This is a genomic window from Acinetobacter sp. A22 (genome assembly GCF_030913345.1).
Classification (GTDB): Bacteria; Pseudomonadota; Gammaproteobacteria; order Pseudomonadales; family Moraxellaceae; genus Acinetobacter; species Acinetobacter junii.
In genome coordinates this window covers 150,444-167,681 of record NZ_CP133163.1, presented here as the reverse complement: position 1 = coordinate 167,681, position 17,238 = coordinate 150,444, and the positions used below count along the sequence as shown (strand labels likewise).

The 17,238-nt window shown below is 38.6% G+C and carries 11 protein-coding genes, 11 pseudogenes and 2 other annotated features; of the genes and pseudogenes, 8 read left to right on the top strand and 14 right to left on the bottom strand.

What is annotated here, in order from left to right; all coding sequences use genetic code 11:
- The first annotated feature begins 38 nt into the window (after positions 1 to 38).
- Entirely contained in the window at positions 39 to 740 is a 702-nt protein-coding gene (locus Q9Q86_RS17230; protein ID WP_004678526.1) for an IS1-like element ISPa14 family transposase, read from the top strand.
- Positions 741 to 747: 7 nt separating this feature from the next.
- Here Q9Q86_RS17230 and Q9Q86_RS17225 read toward each other — a convergent pair.
- The 6 genes and pseudogenes from Q9Q86_RS17225 to Q9Q86_RS17200 form a co-directional block, all read right to left on the bottom strand.
- Positions 748 to 969, bottom strand: a pseudogene (locus Q9Q86_RS17225) (transposase); the annotation flags it as partial.
- Between the two features lie 96 nt (positions 970 to 1,065).
- Positions 1,066 to 2,130 (bottom strand): annotated as a pseudogene (locus Q9Q86_RS17220) (nucleobase:cation symporter-2 family protein); the annotation flags it as partial.
- A gap of 37 nt (positions 2,131 to 2,167) precedes the next feature.
- Positions 2,168 to 3,387 (bottom strand): IS3 family transposase gene (locus tag Q9Q86_RS17215; RefSeq protein ID WP_100833221.1). Its coding sequence is split into 2 segments (ribosomal slippage): positions 2,168 to 3,111 and positions 3,111 to 3,387, totalling 1,221 coding nucleotides; the frame shifts between segments, so codons are not numbered across the junction.
- Positions 2,996 to 3,112: a sequence feature (AL1L pseudoknot), on the bottom strand. It overlaps the preceding gene by 117 nt.
- Positions 3,386 to 3,682, bottom strand: a pseudogene (locus Q9Q86_RS17210) (solute carrier family 23 protein); the annotation flags it as partial. The gene Q9Q86_RS17215 and the pseudogene Q9Q86_RS17210, both read right to left, overlap by 2 nt.
- Before the next feature lie 20 nt (positions 3,683 to 3,702).
- The gene (locus Q9Q86_RS17205; protein WP_005265715.1) at positions 3,703 to 4,494 is read right to left on the bottom strand and encodes an outer membrane protein OmpK; all 792 of its coding nucleotides are present in this window, start codon (positions 4,492 to 4,494) and stop codon (positions 3,703 to 3,705) included.
- A gap of 17 nt (positions 4,495 to 4,511) precedes the next feature.
- Positions 4,512 to 4,724: pseudogene (locus tag Q9Q86_RS17200) on the bottom strand (2OG-Fe(II) oxygenase); the annotation flags it as partial.
- A gap of 49 nt (positions 4,725 to 4,773) precedes the next feature.
- On the opposite strand from Q9Q86_RS17200, the gene Q9Q86_RS17195 reads away from it, so the two are divergent.
- Positions 4,774 to 5,993 (top strand): IS3-like element ISAba19 family transposase gene (locus tag Q9Q86_RS17195; protein ID WP_096902497.1). Its coding sequence is split into 2 segments (ribosomal slippage): positions 4,774 to 5,050 and positions 5,050 to 5,993, totalling 1,221 coding nucleotides; the frame shifts between segments, so codons are not numbered across the junction.
- Positions 5,049 to 5,165, top strand: a sequence feature (AL1L pseudoknot). Its footprint overlaps the gene before it by 117 nt.
- Before the next feature lie 28 nt (positions 5,994 to 6,021).
- Here the strand turns inward: Q9Q86_RS17195 and Q9Q86_RS17190 are convergent.
- Together Q9Q86_RS17190 and Q9Q86_RS17185 are read right to left on the bottom strand one after the other, a co-directional pair.
- Positions 6,022 to 6,777 (bottom strand): annotated as a pseudogene (locus Q9Q86_RS17190) (isopenicillin N synthase family dioxygenase); the annotation flags it as partial.
- Positions 6,778 to 6,793: 16 nt separating this feature from the next.
- A pseudogene (locus Q9Q86_RS17185) lies at positions 6,794 to 6,973 on the bottom strand (isopenicillin N synthase family oxygenase); the annotation flags it as partial.
- A gap of 61 nt (positions 6,974 to 7,034) precedes the next feature.
- Here Q9Q86_RS17185 and Q9Q86_RS17180 point away from each other — a divergent pair.
- A protein-coding gene (locus Q9Q86_RS17180; protein WP_089024808.1) for an IS3-like element ISAba21 family transposase occupies positions 7,035 to 8,200 on the top strand; the annotation gives its coding sequence in 2 pieces (ribosomal slippage) (positions 7,035 to 7,293 and positions 7,293 to 8,200; 1,167 coding nt in all).
- A 41-nt stretch (positions 8,201 to 8,241) separates the two neighbouring features.
- Here Q9Q86_RS17180 and Q9Q86_RS17175 read toward each other — a convergent pair.
- Positions 8,242 to 9,045, bottom strand: a pseudogene (locus Q9Q86_RS17175) (isopenicillin N synthase family dioxygenase); the annotation flags it as partial.
- A gap of 306 nt (positions 9,046 to 9,351) precedes the next feature.
- Between Q9Q86_RS17175 and Q9Q86_RS17170 the strand changes: the two are divergent.
- Complete coding sequence (locus Q9Q86_RS17170; protein ID WP_112987697.1) at positions 9,352 to 10,284, top strand: LysR family transcriptional regulator; 933 nt, start codon at positions 9,352 to 9,354, stop codon at positions 10,282 to 10,284.
- Positions 10,285 to 10,354: 70 nt separating this feature from the next.
- Here the strand turns inward: Q9Q86_RS17170 and Q9Q86_RS17165 are convergent.
- From Q9Q86_RS17165 to Q9Q86_RS17155, 3 genes and pseudogenes are all read right to left on the bottom strand, one after another.
- Positions 10,355 to 11,442, bottom strand: a pseudogene (locus Q9Q86_RS17165) (BMP family ABC transporter substrate-binding protein).
- Positions 11,439 to 12,515: a hypothetical protein gene (locus Q9Q86_RS17160; RefSeq protein ID WP_000738084.1), complete on the bottom strand. Its 1,077-nt coding sequence runs from the start codon at positions 12,513 to 12,515 to the stop codon at positions 11,439 to 11,441. The pseudogene Q9Q86_RS17165 and the gene Q9Q86_RS17160 overlap by 4 nt, the downstream one beginning before the upstream one ends.
- Positions 12,516 to 12,541: 26 nt before the next feature.
- A complete protein-coding gene (locus Q9Q86_RS17155) occupies positions 12,542 to 13,531 on the bottom strand; it encodes an isopenicillin N synthase family oxygenase (RefSeq protein ID WP_112987696.1) in 990 nt (329 codons plus the stop codon).
- 344 nt (positions 13,532 to 13,875) lie between these two features.
- Here Q9Q86_RS17155 and Q9Q86_RS17150 point away from each other — a divergent pair, with 344 nt between their 5' ends.
- Both Q9Q86_RS17150 and Q9Q86_RS17145 read left to right on the top strand, forming a co-directional pair.
- Positions 13,876 to 14,931 carry an aromatic ring-hydroxylating dioxygenase subunit alpha gene (locus Q9Q86_RS17150; RefSeq protein ID WP_000991568.1) on the top strand — a complete coding sequence of 352 codons (1,056 nt, stop codon included), beginning with the start codon at positions 13,876 to 13,878 and terminating at the stop codon, positions 14,929 to 14,931.
- A 196-nt stretch (positions 14,932 to 15,127) separates the two neighbouring features.
- Positions 15,128 to 15,265: pseudogene (locus tag Q9Q86_RS17145) on the top strand (hypothetical protein); the annotation flags it as partial.
- A gap of 39 nt (positions 15,266 to 15,304) precedes the next feature.
- On the opposite strand, the pseudogene Q9Q86_RS17140 reads toward Q9Q86_RS17145, so the two are convergent.
- Both Q9Q86_RS17140 and Q9Q86_RS17135 read right to left on the bottom strand, forming a co-directional pair.
- Positions 15,305 to 15,763: pseudogene (locus Q9Q86_RS17140) on the bottom strand (IS3 family transposase); the annotation flags it as partial.
- A gap of 68 nt (positions 15,764 to 15,831) precedes the next feature.
- Entirely contained in the window at positions 15,832 to 15,963 is a 132-nt protein-coding gene (locus tag Q9Q86_RS17135; protein ID WP_260390456.1) for a hypothetical protein, read from the bottom strand.
- Positions 15,964 to 16,279: 316 nt separating this feature from the next.
- Here Q9Q86_RS17135 and Q9Q86_RS17130 point away from each other — a divergent pair, with 316 nt between their 5' ends.
- Entirely contained in the window at positions 16,280 to 16,798 is a 519-nt protein-coding gene (locus Q9Q86_RS17130) for a hypothetical protein (protein WP_112987710.1), read from the top strand.
- Between the two features lie 190 nt (positions 16,799 to 16,988).
- Positions 16,989 to 17,120, top strand: a pseudogene (locus Q9Q86_RS17125) (DNA-binding protein); the annotation flags it as partial.
- Positions 17,121 to 17,238 lie beyond the last annotated feature (118 nt).

Sequence of the window (17,238 nt, the reverse complement as noted above, 5' to 3'; positions counted from 1 at the left end):
CTGAAACAAAGCAGGTTGAATTTTGATAAAATAGAGAAATGCGAATAACTCTAGAAATCAAATGTCCAACCTGCCTCAGTGACAGTATAAAGAAAAATGGCATCAAAGTAGATGGGAAACAAAACTATCAGTGCAAAGACTGTAAACGTCAGTTTATTGGTGACCATGCTCTGAGCTATCTAGGATGTAATTCAGGCATTACTCGAAAAATATTACAGTTGATGGTCAGAGGTAGTGGTATACGAGATATCGCTGAAGTTGAGCGAATCAGTATCGGTAAAGTTTTACGTACTTTAACCGAATCGACCTACCAAATTCAGCCTAAACAAAGTCATTATGAGTCTCTTGAAGTTGATGAGTTTTGGACTTTTGTGGGAAATAAAAATAATAAACAATGGCTTATTTACGCCTACCATCGAGAAACAGGTGAGATTGTTGCTTATGTTTGGGGTAAAAGAGACTTAGCTACAGTTCAACGATTGAAGACAAAGCTTAAACAATTAGGTATTCACTACACCCGAATTGCAAGTGATCATTGGGACAGTTTCATAACTGCTTTTAAAAACTGCGAGCAAAGTATTGGTAAATTTTTTACTGTAGGTATTGAAGGTAATAATTGCAAAATAAGGCATCGAATTAGGCGCGGTTTTAGAAGGAGTTGTAATTTTTCAAAAAAGATTGAAAACCATTTTAAAGCTTTCGACTTAACCTTTTTTTACATCAATAATGGCTTCATTTAATGTCAGCATACTTTTTGAAACACCACCGAAACTTTAAGCCAGTTGAGTCGACGAGTAGATGTAGCCCATCACTACTTTTTTGATAGCTAATCGCAATATCAATATGTTTTTGTCTTCGACAAAGCGTACTGTAATCTGGTGCGGTCCAATTTAATCCACAAAGTTTAATCAGACTTTGAACAAAACCTGTGACCATGCGTAAAGAGAGTCTAAATAAAGATTTGATCATTTTGAAATTATAGGACTGAATAAACCTTATAGGCTAGGTTTGTGCAACAAAGCCCTGTGTATCTGATATTTATGCATCTTTCAATTTCTGAAGATACTATTCATCCAATATCCGCTGTTTTCGATTGAGAACAGCATTCAAAATCACAGCACAAAAAGCCGTTAGCAAAATTGGGCTGTTTAACAGAGGTGAAAGATAAGATGGTAGTTGTGAGAAAATAGTAGGTGAGAATACAGGCAACATACCTATGCCGGCACTGACTGCAATGATGTAGAGATTATTCACATTTTGAAAGTCGACACGCTGCAGTACTTTGATACCATTAGATGTCACCATCCCAAACATAAACAATGCGGCTCCACCTAGAACACATGAGGGTATAGACGCAACAAAGTAAGCTATTTTAGGAAATAGACCTAAAAGGATTAAAAACACACCAGCTAAAGCACATACACTGCGATTCTTAACACCTGTGATCGCTAGCAAACCGATGTTCTGAGCATAGGATGTATACGGGAAGATATTAAAAATCCCACCAATCATTGTGCCAAGGCTGTCAGCTCTAAAACCGCGAGTCAATTTTTCCTGATCCACCTCTTCTTCAACAATTTCACCTACAGCCATGAACATCCCAGCTGTTTCAATGAAAATAACCAGCATGACTACGCACATAGTCAAGACAGCCCAAAAGTTAAACTCTGGAATACCGAAGTGAAATGGCATCACCCAACCTAACCATGGGCTTTCATCTATCTTGTCTAAAGAGATGAGGCCAGAAAATGCAGCGATGATATAACCAATTCCCATCCCGATTAGAACTGAAATGTTGCCCAAAAAGCCTTTAACATAACGGCTGATGATAATAATGCTTAATAGAACACAGGCAGCGATAGATAAGTACAATGGATTTCCAAAGTCTTTTACCCCATATCCGCCAGCGGACCATGTGCCTGCAATACCAATGAGAGATAGACCAATCACAAGAATTTGAGTTCCTGTCACCACAGGAGGGAAGAATCGTATTAACTTTCCAATAAATGGTGAAATCAGGAAGCCAAAGATCCCTGCGATAATGATTGCCCCAAATACACTTAGTAGTCCCATATCTGGATTAGTCCCAATTGCAATCATTGGGCCTACTGCAGTAAAGGTAACTCCCTGAACCGTACCGGGTTTGTCGGAGACTTTTTTATTTAAGTTAGGCCACCTGACCTAACGGGTTAATCTTATCATAGTACATTGCTTCAAACTCAAAAGGTGATACATAACCCAGTGCACTGTGTACACGCTCTTTATTGAACCAATCTACCCAGTTTAGTGTCGCAAGTTGTACATCCGCTAAACCTTGCCAATCCGCTTTTAAATATTCAATCACCTCTGTTTTGTATAAGCCATTCACCGTTTCAGCCAAAGCATTATCGTATGAATCACCGGTCGTACCGACTGATGCTCGTAAATTTGCTGCTTCTAAACGATTGGTATAACGAATGGAAAGATATTGCACGCCTCTGTCACTATGATGAATCACGTTCTTTGGCATGCCTCGATCATGCAATGCTTGCTCCAGTGCATCGAGCACCATATCTGTATTCATACGTGTTGATACTTTCCATCCAACAATTGCTCGCGAGAACACATCAATAATAAAGGCGGTATAGACCCAGCCTGAATGAGTTTGAATATACGTGAAGTCAGCGACCCACAGCTGGTCAGGATGATCTGCATTAAAATTGCGTTTTACTAAGTCATCTGCTCGTTTTTGATCATCTCGGCTACGGGTGGTTTGTTTATTCTTACCACGCCAAACACCTTGTATACCTAGCTTCTGCATCAATCGAGCAACTGTACAACGTGCGATAACATAACCTTCACGTTTCAATTGTTGCCAGACCTTACGCACACCATATCGACCTAAACTTTCTTTCCAAATACGTTTGATTTGCTCTGCATGATGTAAATCATGCAGAGCACGTTTCGCTCGATGTTCTGGGTTATCAACGAGATCTAAAGCCCGATAATAGGTCGAAGCTGCAATCGGTAAAATTCTACAAATCGCTTCAACACCATATCGATCTTTATTGTTCTGGATAAAATCCACCATTATTTGTGTGGGCGGTCGAGCTCCGCCTGGGCGAAAAAAGCGGCTGCTTTACGTAGAATTTCGTTAGCACGTTGCAGTTCTTTATTTTCACGTTCGAGTTGTTTAATACGTTCTTGATCTGAAAGTTGCTGTACTTTAATTGGGTTTTGTTTATCTAAATATTTTTGATACCAAACACGTAGAGTTTCAGGAGTACAACCTATCTTGGGAGCAATAGCGGTGATTGCAGCCCAAGTAGAAGGATAATCTTTTTCAGATTCAATCAATAATTGAACCGCTCTATCTCTGATTTCAGGGGTGTATTTTACTTTTTTCATCGGGACATTCTCTCAAGAAAAGTGGTCTCCGACAAACCCGGTACGGTTCACCCATCATAATGGGAAAGCGAATACCTACATTTTTAAAACCAATAGTTTGAATGAGGGTGGCAATGCCACAAACAAATAGATCTGCAGTAATTAAGAAAGCAATTTCTGCAGTGCTTAACCCTAAAGCTCCTCCAACAATTAGGGGAATTGAAACAGCACCTGCATACATTACCAAGACGTGCTGGATACTGAGAAAAATCATGGAGCTTGGTTTTAAGTTATTGGCTGTGATTGTGTTAGTCATATATGTTTTTCTCCTTCAGCCTAAAAGGTATATTTGACGATGAAACTAGTAGCATTTTGATTAGTTTTAAAATATGGAGTGTCTTCGATTAAGAATTTGTTTTTCCAATAGTCGTATTCAATACCTGCTGCTAATTTTTTTGGGCTTAAGCCTAGATGAGGGCTAAGGTCATATTTGATTTGTGGGTTAAAGTGAAAGTCGGAAGAGTTATTACCTTTGGAATTGACTACCCAATCAATGTATCCATCAAAAATGATTGATGATTTAAGAAATGGGACGGTATATGACCAGGAAGGAGTGATTTGCCATTGTCCACTTGGGGTGTTTCCATCGTCTGGAATGCGATAGTAAAAATTAAGGGTGAAATAATCAAAGCCTTTGATATCTAGGTCAAAACCTGGACCAACTAAATAAGTCCACATATCGTCATAGCCAGGCTGATCTTGAATACTTAAGTCAAAACTCGTAGCTATTAGGACATCTTTCACTGGCCCAAAGCTCAAATTCGTATTGGTTAGTTTTCCTATTGAAAAGCGTGGGGCTATTTCTGTATAGACAGCATTATGTCCTTGGGAAGCAGTCTTTTCACCGTCAAACCAATAAGTGTCGACGAATAGAAAGAGATCTCCCCATCTCCAACTGCTCGCATGTTCAAAAGTAATCGTTTCATGTGTATCCGGCTCTACTTCGAAACCTTTACCATAAAGTGCAGAAATACTATTGGATTGCCAATATAACCAAGGTTTTTCTGCAAAAGAGTAAGTGCTGACTGCACAGGTACTTAATAGTAATGAAGTGATAATTTTTTTCATTTGAATGTCCCCGATATTTAAACGTCAGCACGATGTTTGTAAGTAGCATCAAAGCGTGACTGTAGATATTCCATGCTAGTAATTGGTGAATATTTAGGTGGATTGGATTCGCTGTAACAGTTAGGCAGGCAACGGATTACAGTTTTTGGGCTCGGCTGGATGAAGAATGGGAAAGAAAAACGTTGTTTGCCTTTAGGACTTGAAACACGATGTGGTGTAGATTTGTAGATGAACCGTACCGGGTTTGTCGGAGAGTCAATATTCTGAGAGACTATCCCGATGACAAAACCAAACTATACCCCCGAAATTAGAGAAAGAGCGGTTCAATTACTAATTGAATCTGAAAAAGATTATCCTTCTACTTGGGCAGCAATCACAGCTATTGCTCCTAAAATCGGTTGTACTCCTGAAACATTGCGTGTTTGGTATTTAAAGCATCTGGATCAACTAAATCCTGCCAAAGTACAACAGATATCTGACCAAGAAAAAATGAAGCAAATGGAACGTGAAATTAAAGAATTAAAACGTGCCAATGAAATTCTACGCAAAGCAGCCGCTTTTTTCGCCCAGGCGGAGCTCGACCGCCCACACAAATAATGGTGGATTTTATCCATAACAATAAAGATCGATATGGTGTTGAAGCGATTTGTAGAATTTTACCGATTGCACCTTCAACCTATTACCGAACTTTAGATCTCACTGAAAATCCAGAACATCGAGCGAAACGAGATCTACATGATGAGTATCATGCTGAACAAATTAAACGAATTTGGAAAGAAAGTTCAGGTCGATATGGTGTACGTAAAGTTTGGCAAAAATTGAAACGTGAGGGTTATGTTATTGCACGTTGTACAGTTGCTCGATTGATGCAAAAGCTAGGTATACAAGGTGTTTGGCGTGGTAAGAATAAACAAACCACCCGTAACCGAGATGACCAAAAACGGGCAGATGATTTAGTGAAACGTAATTTTAATGCTGATCATCCAAACCAACTATGGGTGGGTGACTTTACGTATATTCAAACTCATTCAGGCTGGGTATATACCGCATTTGTTATTGATGTGTTCTCACGAGCAATTGTTGGATGGAAAGTATCTACACGGATGAATACAGATATGGTGCTTGATGCATTAGAGCAAGCATTGCATGATCGAGGCATGCCAAAGAATGTGATTCATCATTCCGACAGAGGTGTGCAATATCTTTCCATTCGCTATACCAATCGTTTAGAAGCAGCAAATTTACGAGCATCAGTCGGTACAACGGGTGATTCATACGATAATGCTCTGGCTGAAACGGTGAATGGCTTATACAAAACAGAGGTGATTGAATATTTAAAAGCAGATTGGCAAGGTTTAGCAGATGTACAACTTGCGACACTAAACTGGGTAGATTGGTTCAATAAAAAGCGTGTACACAGTGCACTGGGTTATGTATCGCCTTTTGAGTTTGAAGCAATGTACTATGATAAGATTAACCCGTTAGGTCAGGTGGCTTAACTTAAATAAAAAAGTCTCCGACAAACCCGGTACGGTTCAAGATGTCATTGGACCAACGGGCCATCATGTCGCCGATATTGATAACATAAGTATCAGGAATAGGCGGAGCATCGATCCAATTCCCATTCACATCCTGAACCTGCAATCCCCCTACATCGTCTTGAGCAAGAATAGTCACGCAGCCATAATCAGTGTGTGCTCCAGCATTGAAACTCTCTGATTGCGTATTGTCTAATGCAGGTGGGTAATGAATGAGGCGGAGTGCACACAGACTTTCTTGTAGGCAGTAATCAAAATAATTTTGTGGAAGACCAATGGCATGAGACATGGCATTTAGAAGAACTTTTCCTAAGTCCAACATCTCTTCAAAGTAGCCATCCATTACAGTTTTCCAGTCCTCGATATTCGGATATACATTAGGACCACGTAATGGTTCTTTATTGATTACATCAGGATGATCTGCTTCTAGGTGAACACCCATGTCATATACTTCTTTAAAGTCATTGGGCAGGTCAGGATTAAGTTGTTCAACACCCAATGCACCATATCCTCTGTGAGAGGCTTTGTGTTTTTGGATGTCTATTTCTAGTTTTTCAAGCAGTGGTTTACTAAAAAACTCTTTAGCTAAACTTTGAACTTCTGCAAGGTGATTCGGTTTATAACCACTGATATAGAAGAACCCCCATTCACGACATGCTTGGTCAATTTGGTTGCATATATCTGCATAATCAGGATGGTTAACGTCATAAAGAGGTGCAATGTCGATAACTGGTAATTTTTTCATGGGAAACTCCTTATTATTAGATATATGTTTTTTTGAACATGTCACGATAATGCTGTTCAACACTGATTGGTGGATATAGCGGTTCTGAGTTTTCCTCCAAACACTCTCGAATGCATTCAATCTGATACTGGTGATTACCGCTGTAGAAGAATGGAACAGAATATCGTTCCCCACCTGAGATGTTGATGACGTGATGTGTGCTGAGAAAACAGGAGGTTTTAACTTGGTAAACTATAGACACTCATCAGGAGTTTACCATGAGCAAGAAACAGAAGACTTACACCGCAGAATTTAAAGTTGAAGCAATAAAATTGATTGAAGCCAATCAAGGCAATGTATCGGAAACAGCCAGACAACTTGGCATTTCAATGCAAACTCTTTCAAATTGGAATAATAAAGCAAAGACTGGCACCTTAGCAGGCACTAAACAATATTCACCTGATCTAAATGCCTTACTCGAAGAAAATAAAAAGCTCAAACAACAGCTCAAAACAGCTGAAATGGAACGTGAATTTCTAAAAAAGGCAGCAGCGTACTTTGCGAAAGAAAGTCAGTAAGGTACGCCTATATGAAACAGCAAAGATATTTATTCCCGATTAGCTTTATGGCTAGATTACTTCACGTTTCAGTGTCACGATTTTATGATTGGCTAAAACGAGGCATGAATAAAAGATTGGTTCAGCGAAATCAACAGACAATTTTGGTCAAAATAGCTCATGAGGAAACTAAACAAAGCTATGGCTATATTCGATTAACTAAGCATTTACAAGCGCAAGGTATCAAAATCAGTACGTATGCTGTACGTCAAATAAAAAAGCTCAACCAGCTGTATTGTAAGCGTCATAAGCGTTTCAAAAGAACTACGAAGAGTGATCATAATCGAGCGATCTACGCAAATTTACTAGAGCAACAGTTTTCAATGACTAAGCCCAATCTTGCATGGTCAAGCGATATTACATACATTTGGACTGCTGAAGGTTGGTTATACTTGGCAGCAGTAAAAGACCTGTACACGAAACAAGTGGTTGGCTATAGCTTAAATGAGCGTATGACCGCACAACTTGTTTGCAATGCACTGACTATGGCGATTCGTAATCAAAAACCAACGAAAGGCTTAATTGTTCATTCGGACAGAGGCAGCCAATATTGCAGCCATGAATATCGAAAGATACTGGAAAAATGTGATTTTCAAGGTTCAATGAGCAAACGTGGGGACTGTTACGATAATGCACCGATTGAAAGTTTCTGGGGCATACTCAAGAATGAATTAGTGCATCATTGCAACTATAAAACCAGAGATGAAGCTAAAGCAGATATTACAAAATACATTGTGTTATTTTATAATCAGCGAAGAATTCAAAAGAGTTTGGATTTTAAAACGCCAAATCAAATAGCAGAGAACTTTTATCGGTTAGCTGCCTAGCATATCCCAAGTGAAAGTCTCCTGCTAATTCAGCACATATCAACGCGATGGAGGGTGGATCTATATGTATTGTTCGTCCACATAGAGATTAGGTCACCTAGGTTAACGACATAACTATCTTCAATTGGCTCTGCCCAAATCCATTGCTTTTGAGTTTGATCCCACACTTGTAAACCGCGGTTATGATCCTGAAGTAATAGGGTTAACCCTCCAAAATCAGTATGTGCCCCGCATCCTTTTTCATTTGGTTGAGCATTAGAGGGTTGTGGAGGATAGTGCAATAAACGCAAGGTGACTAAATCTGCATCCTTGCAGAACTCTGAGAAATAATCTTCTTCCAGACCTAGTGACGAACCGATAGCATGCATGAGCCTTTCTGAGACTTTGATCATTTCTAGTTGGTATTCCTCCATAACCTCTTTGAATCCATCAATATCTGGCCATTGGTTTGGGCCTTGGTTAAAAGCTTTATGGATGACAACAGGATCTGAAGCTGAGCGTTCCTTCCCGATATAAAAGCCTTCCTTGATATCAGGTGGAGAATCAGGTTCAAGGGTTTGTGCTCTTAATTGTTCATAACCTCGGTTTGCTTCAGAAAGCTCGATGGTCCATTGCATTTTCTGTTCTAGGGGAAGACTGAAAAATAATTTGGAATATTCAAAAACCTTATCTTGTAATGCTTTAGAAACTCCATGTCCCGTAATGTAAAAAAAACCTTTATCTAAGCATGCTTTCCGAATATGTGAGGCAATGTTTTGGTGCGTTTGTATGTCATTATCCAAAAGTCCAGAAATATCGATGATGGGTATAGAGGTAATGTTTTGATTGTTTTCCAGCGCAGTCATGTAGCAATCTCTCAAAAATAATGTTTTCTTTTTTTATAAAATAATCATGAGACCGCATAGCAATGAATATCGAGCAAGCTGATGCCAAAAAGAGAGCTATTCTTAATTAATTAAATAAAAACAATTGCTTAAACTTTTTTAAATGAGTGGTGATGCTGAAAAAGCAACGGGATGCACTGAAAATAATGCTTTAGGTCCAAAAAATGGCTGCTACTTAATGGCAAGTTTTTTGCTTCTATTTCAATAGCTCATTCAAATTTATAAATGGATTGGGGCTTTAAAATTGGAATAGGATGTGATGTTAAAATGAGTACACGTGGTCTTCGCTTTCACTCAGCAGCAATTCATTATTTTGATGCTGTACGCCGGTGCGGTTCAATCAGGGAAGCAGCCAGACAATTAAATGTCGTATCTTCTGCTGTAAACAGGCAAATTTTAAAACTCGAAGATGAAGTTGGAGCACCATTATTCAATCGGGTGCCTTCGGGTATGGTACTTACTCATGCAGGTGAGTTATTTTCAAGACATATCAGTTTAGTACTGAGAGATACTAAGCGATTGCAGAATGAATTGGATGCACTGAAAGGGCTTTATAAAGGTCATGTTGAAATTGCGAGTGTTGAAACACTAGCGATTAATTTCCTGCCAGAGATTATTGAAAAATTCCAGGTCAAATATCCTAATATAACTGTAGGGGTTACAATTTTAGGCTCAAAAGATATCCCTAATGAAATCATTGAAAATCGGGTGGATCTAGGCTTGGCTTTTGCCTTGCCAAAGCATAATGATTTGCACCAAATAGCAATATCCCATTTTAAATTAGGTGCAATTGTATCGACTGACCATCCGCTGGCTTCTCAAAAGACGGTGTCATTCCATCAGTGCCTCGACTATGATGTGATTATGCCAAAACCTAATTTGTCTATTTATCAACAGTTGGCGCCATTATTTGCGGGTGCACAACATGCTATTCCAAATTTTAAAATACAAACGAGTTCTTTGGAATTAATGAAACAGTTAATACTCAGGAATAAGGGAATTGGTTTTCAGACATTCTTTGGGTTGGAAAATGAAATAATTAATAATCGCCTTCGCTATATTCCGCTTAATGATAACAATGGTATCTACTGTGATTTAGGTCTGTATGCACGTAAAGGTCATTATCTTTCTACAGCAACAGACGCTCTCTCCAGGCTTATTACAGATGAAATCCTACAAAGAGGCGAAGCTGGACAATAAACATAACCTGAAAAGTACAACTAAAAAGCTAAGCCCTTATCGAAATCCCTCAATAAAGGCTTAGCTTTGTTTATTTTGGATAAGCAGCATCCACGCCTTTAACGAAATAATTCATACTCATCAATTGCGTATTTGAGAGATGTTTACCTTTTCCCAAAAGTAATGTTCCATCTTGTTTGTAAAGTGGTCCACTAAACACAATATATTGACCGTTACGAATTTTATCTCGGACTGCCAAAACCTTCATTTTTTCATTGTTAGAGACCATTGGACCAAAACCTGCTATATCGATGGCACCTTCCTTGACACCATACCATGTCGATCCCGACTTCCATATTTTGTTATGCACTTGCTGCAAAACAGGAGTATAGATTTTTTCCCAATATAACACTGATGCAGCTAGGTGACCTTTAGGAGCAAACTTACTCATATCTGAGTTCCAGCCAAAGCCAAATTTCCCTTTTTCCTGAGCAGCTTTAACTACAGCGGGTGAGTTGGTGACTTGTGATAATATATCAGCATTTTGCGATATTAATGCAAGTGCAGCCTCATGCTCTTTTCCTGAATCAAACCAAGTGTTAATCCAGACTATCTTGGTCTTAATTTTTGGATTTACAGATTGAGCCCCAAGTGTATAGGCATTGATGTCTCTAATGACTTCAGGAATTGGGAATGGTGCTACAACACCCAAACATTACTTTTAGTCTTATAGCCTGCCAATACCCCTTGCAAGTAAGAGCCTTCATAGGTTCGGATATCATAGACTCCCACATTTTTTGCAGTTTTATATCCGTTCGCATGCATAAAAATGGTGTTCGGGAACTGTTTAGCTACCTTTTCAATGGCATTCATATACCCGAAGGTAGTAGCAAATATAACCTTATTTCCTTGTTGTGCGAGTCTCCGAAATGTACGTTCAGAGTCGGCATTATCTAGAATATTCTCGATATAAGAGGTCTTAAATTTACCCTGTAAGGACTTTTCTGCTTTCAGACGACCTATATCGTGTGAATAAGACCAACCATAATCGTTTTTATGAGCGACATAGACAAAAGCCGCTTGATCAGCGGCCAATGCTGGATTGGCCCCACTGATGAGTAAAAGTCCTAAAAGACTGGCATTTACGAAAATATTTTTTAAATTAAGTAGGTTATTCATGCTGATTCTCTTTGAAGAGTATCAGTTGAATTTTGTTTTGCCATAAATATTGCCAGTCGCTCCTCATAAATCTCACGAATATAATGGGCAACACTGCAACTGTCGGCAAACATGTTGTATTTCCAATTTAAACCATACGACTCTAAATTGATATTATCAACAGTCATAAGTTGAACTTTAGAATTTGGATTGTTCAAGTAGCTATCAATGATTTTACGAATGACTTCTTTGGTTGGTGCAAGCTTATATGCATGCCAGAAGTCTGTATGCCATTCACCTTCCGTAGGTTGATTAAATGGATACTGAATTCCTCGGCCAGGACGATTTGTTCCTAAGCCATTATATGGTCCTGTTTCAAATGCTAACCAGTTAACTGGATTATTCGGGACTGCAGGACGGATCTGCCCCCATGTAACTAAATTTCGATTCAGCCAATCATCTGCAAAACTATCATTATTAAAAGGATCTAACTTTCTGATAGCTTCAGGATCATCACGCATTTGTGATACAGCAAGCTCAATTTCATTTTCAATTTTAAAAATACAATGGCTGTAATCCATTGCAAACTCAAACGGCACACCTTCTTTTTCTATAAGATCTGCCACCGGAATTACTCGACGATAATCTTCAGACCAGTTATCAACGTGGCACTCTAAGGTAACCGTTATTCCTTTACTTTGAGCGTAGGTGTAGAAATCGATATAAGTTTTAGCAACTTCTTCGTTCGTTACATAATGACCATCTGCATGTTTTGCCCAAATCATCATGTTGTGGAATTTGGCCCCTACAGCGGCACTACGATTAATATCCTGTTTGAATGCTTCCTCATCCTTGCCAATGACATATAAGCCACAACCAGAATAAATAGGGATATTTGTTTTCTGACTTGCCTTGATGTAAGCATCTATTTGACTATCTTCAAGAGGGATACGATCCAGAAAATCAAAGACCTCCGCAGCTTTTAGCATTTCGAACTGTTCGAGAATAGTAGGCTCATTCAGGCTTACTGGTCGTTCTTTTGATGAGTTTTGAATGCCTAAACCAGCACAACCTAGAGGAAACATTTTTTTCATAATTTTGATACCAACTGTTGAATAAATTAAACGGCTTCTTTTTTCGATGCGTAAGTTTTTTGATACATATAGGCTAGGTATTCACCTACAGTCATTTCTTTAGGTTCAGCCTTAAATTGATCACCTAAATTTTGCAGCGTTTTGATTTTGTATTCGTAATCCAAGTCAAAGAAGGTTGGAACCGAATAACGTGAGACACCTGCTTTACTATTGAAAACACGGTGCATATTTGAGAGGTAGAGTCCATTAGTCATGAATTGGACTAAATCACCGAGGTTTACGATAAAAGTATCTGGTATGTGAGGTGCACGTATCCATTCACCCTCACTATTGCGTACTTCTAGTCCACCTACTTCATCTTGCAATAAGAGCGTCAGTAACCCCCAATCAGTGTGCGCACCGCACCCTAGCTGATTGTTTACAATTTTTTCAGATTGAGGAGGATAGTGAAGCATACGGGTAATAATGACAGTTTCATCATAGCCTGCCTCGAAGTAGTTTTCTTCAAGCCCAAGAGAAAGTGCCAATAGGCCAGCTAGATGCTTACCCAGTTTTAAAGTCTGTTGAATATAGGTTTCGGTCTGGGTCTTCATTTCAGGAAGATCTTCAGGCCACTGATTCTGCCCATGTTGTGGATAGCCTTTTTGGACATATGGGTGACTTGAATCTAGATTTTTCCCTGACATGAACCCTTCTTTTAAGTCAGGAGGAGAGCCTTCATCAAGTGTTTGAGCTGCCATTGGTTCATAACCACGAAGGCATTTGGAGTTTTTGAAATCAATTTCTAGTTTCTTTTCAATCGGAAGGTCAAAAAACTGTTTTGCAATGTCTAATTGTTTTTGGAGAACTTCAGAAGCGATACCATGATTTTTAATATAGAAGAAACCTGTTGTTCTGCATGCTTTATGGATTTCCCACGCAACAGATTTCCGTTTTTCTAGGTTATCGGAAAAACTGTCGCTTAAGTCGATTACTGGAATACTTTTAGCCGTAGAAGGTGGTGTGTATATCAACATTTTTGTGGCTCTTTGAACTTTGTTGTTATCAACTTAATGACAATTTAATTCCGTGCATAGCAGAGAATCTCGCTCAACTCGTTGCCAAAAAGGCAACACTAAATAAAGTCAGAGTAGTAATAGGAGTCCAAGTAATTCAGCATCAATTAAGAATTGTGATGAGTTATAAAATGCTAGTTATTCGTTAAGTTTAGATAAGAAGAACAATAATAAGAAAAGTGTTCTAAAAATTAGAAATACCATTCCTAAAGTCTTTAATAGACAGATAGAAAAGAAAAAGTCATGATGAAGCAATGCTAAGAAGTTTGAATTAATCAATAACTTATAAGAGGGGCAGCGCTAAAATGAATGCAATACCAGTTCTCAATTTATTCACTCAGCCACAATGTAGTCAATTTGACCCAAATGACTGGAATATTCTAGCGCAGCATTGGTATCCGGTAGTTCAAATCCAGGATGTAACGACTCAACCGCAACAAGTTCAGCTTCTTGATGTCAAAATGGCTATTTATAAAACTGAAAGTGGAGAAATTCATCTGGTCAGAGATATCTGTCCACATCGAGGAGTGCCATTAAGTAAAGGATGGGTAGAAGGTGAAAATATTGTTTGTCCCTATCATGGGCTCAACTATAACGCACAAGGTAAGTGCGTAAAAATCCCTGCTCAACCAGAACTTACCCAAATTTCAGATCGGTTCACCTTAACTAAATTCCCTGTAGTTGAGAAATATGGACTAGTTTGGACCAGCTTATTTAGCCGTGATGAAAGTGAAGCTAATTTTCCAGTTCTTGAAACTTGGGATTCGGATGAACATCAATCAATACTCCCACCATTTGTTGATATAGCAGGTTCTAGTGGTCGTCAGCTTGAAGGTTTTATCGATGTGGCACATTTTGCCTGGGTGCATAACAAGGCATTCGCTGATCGTGATAATCCAGTAGTGCCAAAATATGAAACTGAAAGAACAGATTATGGACTTAAAACGATTTATATCTCTACAGTAAGTAACTTTCCTCATAGTTTGAGACATTTAGAGCCAGAGAATTTCTTATGGAAACGAGAATTTGATGTATATCCTCCATTCTCGGCAACACTTACTGTCTATTTTCCTAACAATGGGATTTTAAAAATTTTGAATGCTTGTTGTCCTGTTTCGCATAATCAAACCAGGCTATTTGTTCCGTTGACACGTAATTTTGATACGACGGGTGACCTACAGGCTGTATATGACTTCAATGCACAAATTTTTGCAGAGGATCAGGATATTGTTGAGAGTCAAAAACCGGAAGAACTTCCATTAGATGTTTCAATGGAGGCGCACTTTGCAGCAGACAAATCTTCAACGACATATAGACGGATATTGGCAGAATGGGGATTAAGTAAAAGATATGTGGTCTAGAGATATAAGATAACCGATTATCTCGATTGGTTGAAATATAAGGGAGGTAGTCTCCCTTATATTTTTAGAGATTGATTTCGCAGAAATACTAATATAAAAGTGACTAACCATTTATCGTAATTTCATTGTCTTAGCTTCTTCTAATTAATAAACTTGATTTTGTTACAATATCAAGTTTATACAGGGAGAGACATAGATGGTAAACCAGTATGGTGGAAGTAGAGAAGGGGCAGGACGTAAAGCTCTTTATGATGAACCTACAAAAGTTTTGCGTGTTCCAGAATCTCGTGTAGTTGAAATCAAGAACTATCTCGCAAACTCAAAGAAAGCCAAGTGAACCGTACCGGGTTTGTCGGAGACTTTTTTATTTAAGTTAGGCCACCTGACCTAACGGGTTAATCTTATCATAGTACATTGCTTCAAACTCAAAAGGCGATACATAACCCAGTGCACTGTGTACACGCTTTTTATTGAACCAATCTACCCAGTTTAGTGTCGCAAGTTGTACATCTGCTAAACCTTGCCAATCTGCTTTTAAATATTCAATCACCTCTGTTTTGTATAAGCCATTCACCGTTTCAGCCAGAGCATTATCGTATGAATCACCAGTTGTACCGACTGATGCTCGTAAATTTGCAGCTTCTAAACGATTGGTATAGCGAATAGAAAGATATTGAACACCTCTATCGGAATGATGAATCACATTCTTTGGCATGCCTCGATCGTGCAATGCTTGCTCCAATGCATCGAGTACCATATCTGTATTCATCCGTGTAGATACTTTCCATCCAACAATTGCTCGTGAGAACACGTCAATAACAAATGTACTATGATAAGATTAACCCGTTAGGTCAGGTGGCCTAACTTAAATAAAAAAGTCTCCGACAAACCCGGTACGGTTCAATCGTTTTCAACATACAGAACTGCTCCACTTTGAGCTGCGGTAATAAAGCTTTCTCGAAGTGCACAAGCTGCCTGAGAAGCAATTTCTCTCTCATCGTCATTTTCATTAATTACATTTACTGCTGACATTGACGTAATCCTGAGTAAAGCCTACGTAAATCATATTCTAAGTCAGGTAGACAGGATAAAGAACTAGAGACCTTTCTAATGCTTTGATCGACACACACAATAGCTTCTTTTCAAATCAAGGTAGGCATTATGTGTGATCTGAATTTTATATTAAATTTCAATAACTTATAAATATTAATATTTGAGTTTTATTTTTACTACATAAATACAATAACATTTAAAATCAAATACTTATATTATGTGCAAAATTTAGAGCTTAACATCACACATAATACCTACCTAACTACCTTAGTTACAGTCAGGACTCTGATCCCACATGATGAAAATTAAAAATATGGACTCGTTTAAGCTGTCCTATATGTACTTCTTTCCAGTGGTGTTTTTCCCATTTTTAAATATCTACCAATTTAGAAACAATCCAGACCTTCAATCATGGCTATTCAGTAACTTACTGATCAGCATTACAGTAATTTTGGTCCCACTTTGCCTTAGTTTAAGCATGCTTATCACTAAGTTTTTATACCAAGATCACAACAAAAAAATGGAATACAACGCCATGGGGCTTGGGTTGTTGTGCCTAATTTTTCTCATGGGCAGCAACTACTACCAGTTCCATAAATTTACAGCAGGAACGTACCTCAGCATTGACCATTATCGCATGGCGTTAATGCTGAGTTTCCTCATCGGATGCTTTGTATCAAGCCTCTGCTTTGCCTTGAAATATAAGCAATATTCAAAAAAATATGACACCGACTTCAACCTCAAAACCCAAAGATTCATGCTGAGTGCATCCCCACTGTTATTGATCGCCATCACAGCCATCTTTGTGGTTTAAACCTACTTTTGAAGATCCTCAAAAAATGCCGTCATTTCATGAAAACTATTTACAAGACGTTTAGATTTTCGCTCATACGAAGGGACCGTCAGTTCTACTTTGGACTTCCGGTTCAAATACTTGAAGTACAGCGGAAAAACTTGCTTATTGAACTTAAACACATCCTCCCGAACGCCCCTAAACGGACACACCAGAAGCTAAACATGACGGATTGACTACTCCAGAACAGACAGAAAATAAGCGTATTCCAGTGCCGGAGCACGTTGAACCGGACCAGCCGAAAAGAGGCTTTTGGAGCCGTTTTTTTAGACCCTATGATTAACCACGATTGTTTAACTGATATGAACAAAGTTGTGAAACATTGATTAAATAATAGGCGTGGAACGTGAAAAATCATAAAAAAAGCCCACCTTGGGGAAGATGGGCTATAAACTAGAAAC

Coding starts and splice junctions, on each gene's coding strand:
- Q9Q86_RS17230 (WP_004678526.1), top strand. CDS start 39: ATGCGAATAACTCTAGAAATCAAATGTCCAACCTGCCTCAGTGACAGT.
- Q9Q86_RS17205 (WP_005265715.1), bottom strand. CDS start 4,494: ATGAAAAAAATTATCACTTCATTACTATTAAGTACCTGTGCAGTCAGC.
- Q9Q86_RS17170 (WP_112987697.1), top strand. CDS start 9,352: ATGAGTACACGTGGTCTTCGCTTTCACTCAGCAGCAATTCATTATTTT.
- Q9Q86_RS17160 (WP_000738084.1), bottom strand. CDS start 12,515: ATGAAAAAAATGTTTCCTCTAGGTTGTGCTGGTTTAGGCATTCAAAAC.
- Q9Q86_RS17155 (WP_112987696.1), bottom strand. CDS start 13,531: ATGTTGATATACACACCACCTTCTACGGCTAAAAGTATTCCAGTAATC.
- Q9Q86_RS17150 (WP_000991568.1), top strand. CDS start 13,876: ATGAATGCAATACCAGTTCTCAATTTATTCACTCAGCCACAATGTAGT.
- Q9Q86_RS17135 (WP_260390456.1), bottom strand. CDS start 15,963: ATGTCAGCAGTAAATGTAATTAATGAAAATGACGATGAGAGAGAAATT.
- Q9Q86_RS17130 (WP_112987710.1), top strand. CDS start 16,280: ATGATGAAAATTAAAAATATGGACTCGTTTAAGCTGTCCTATATGTAC.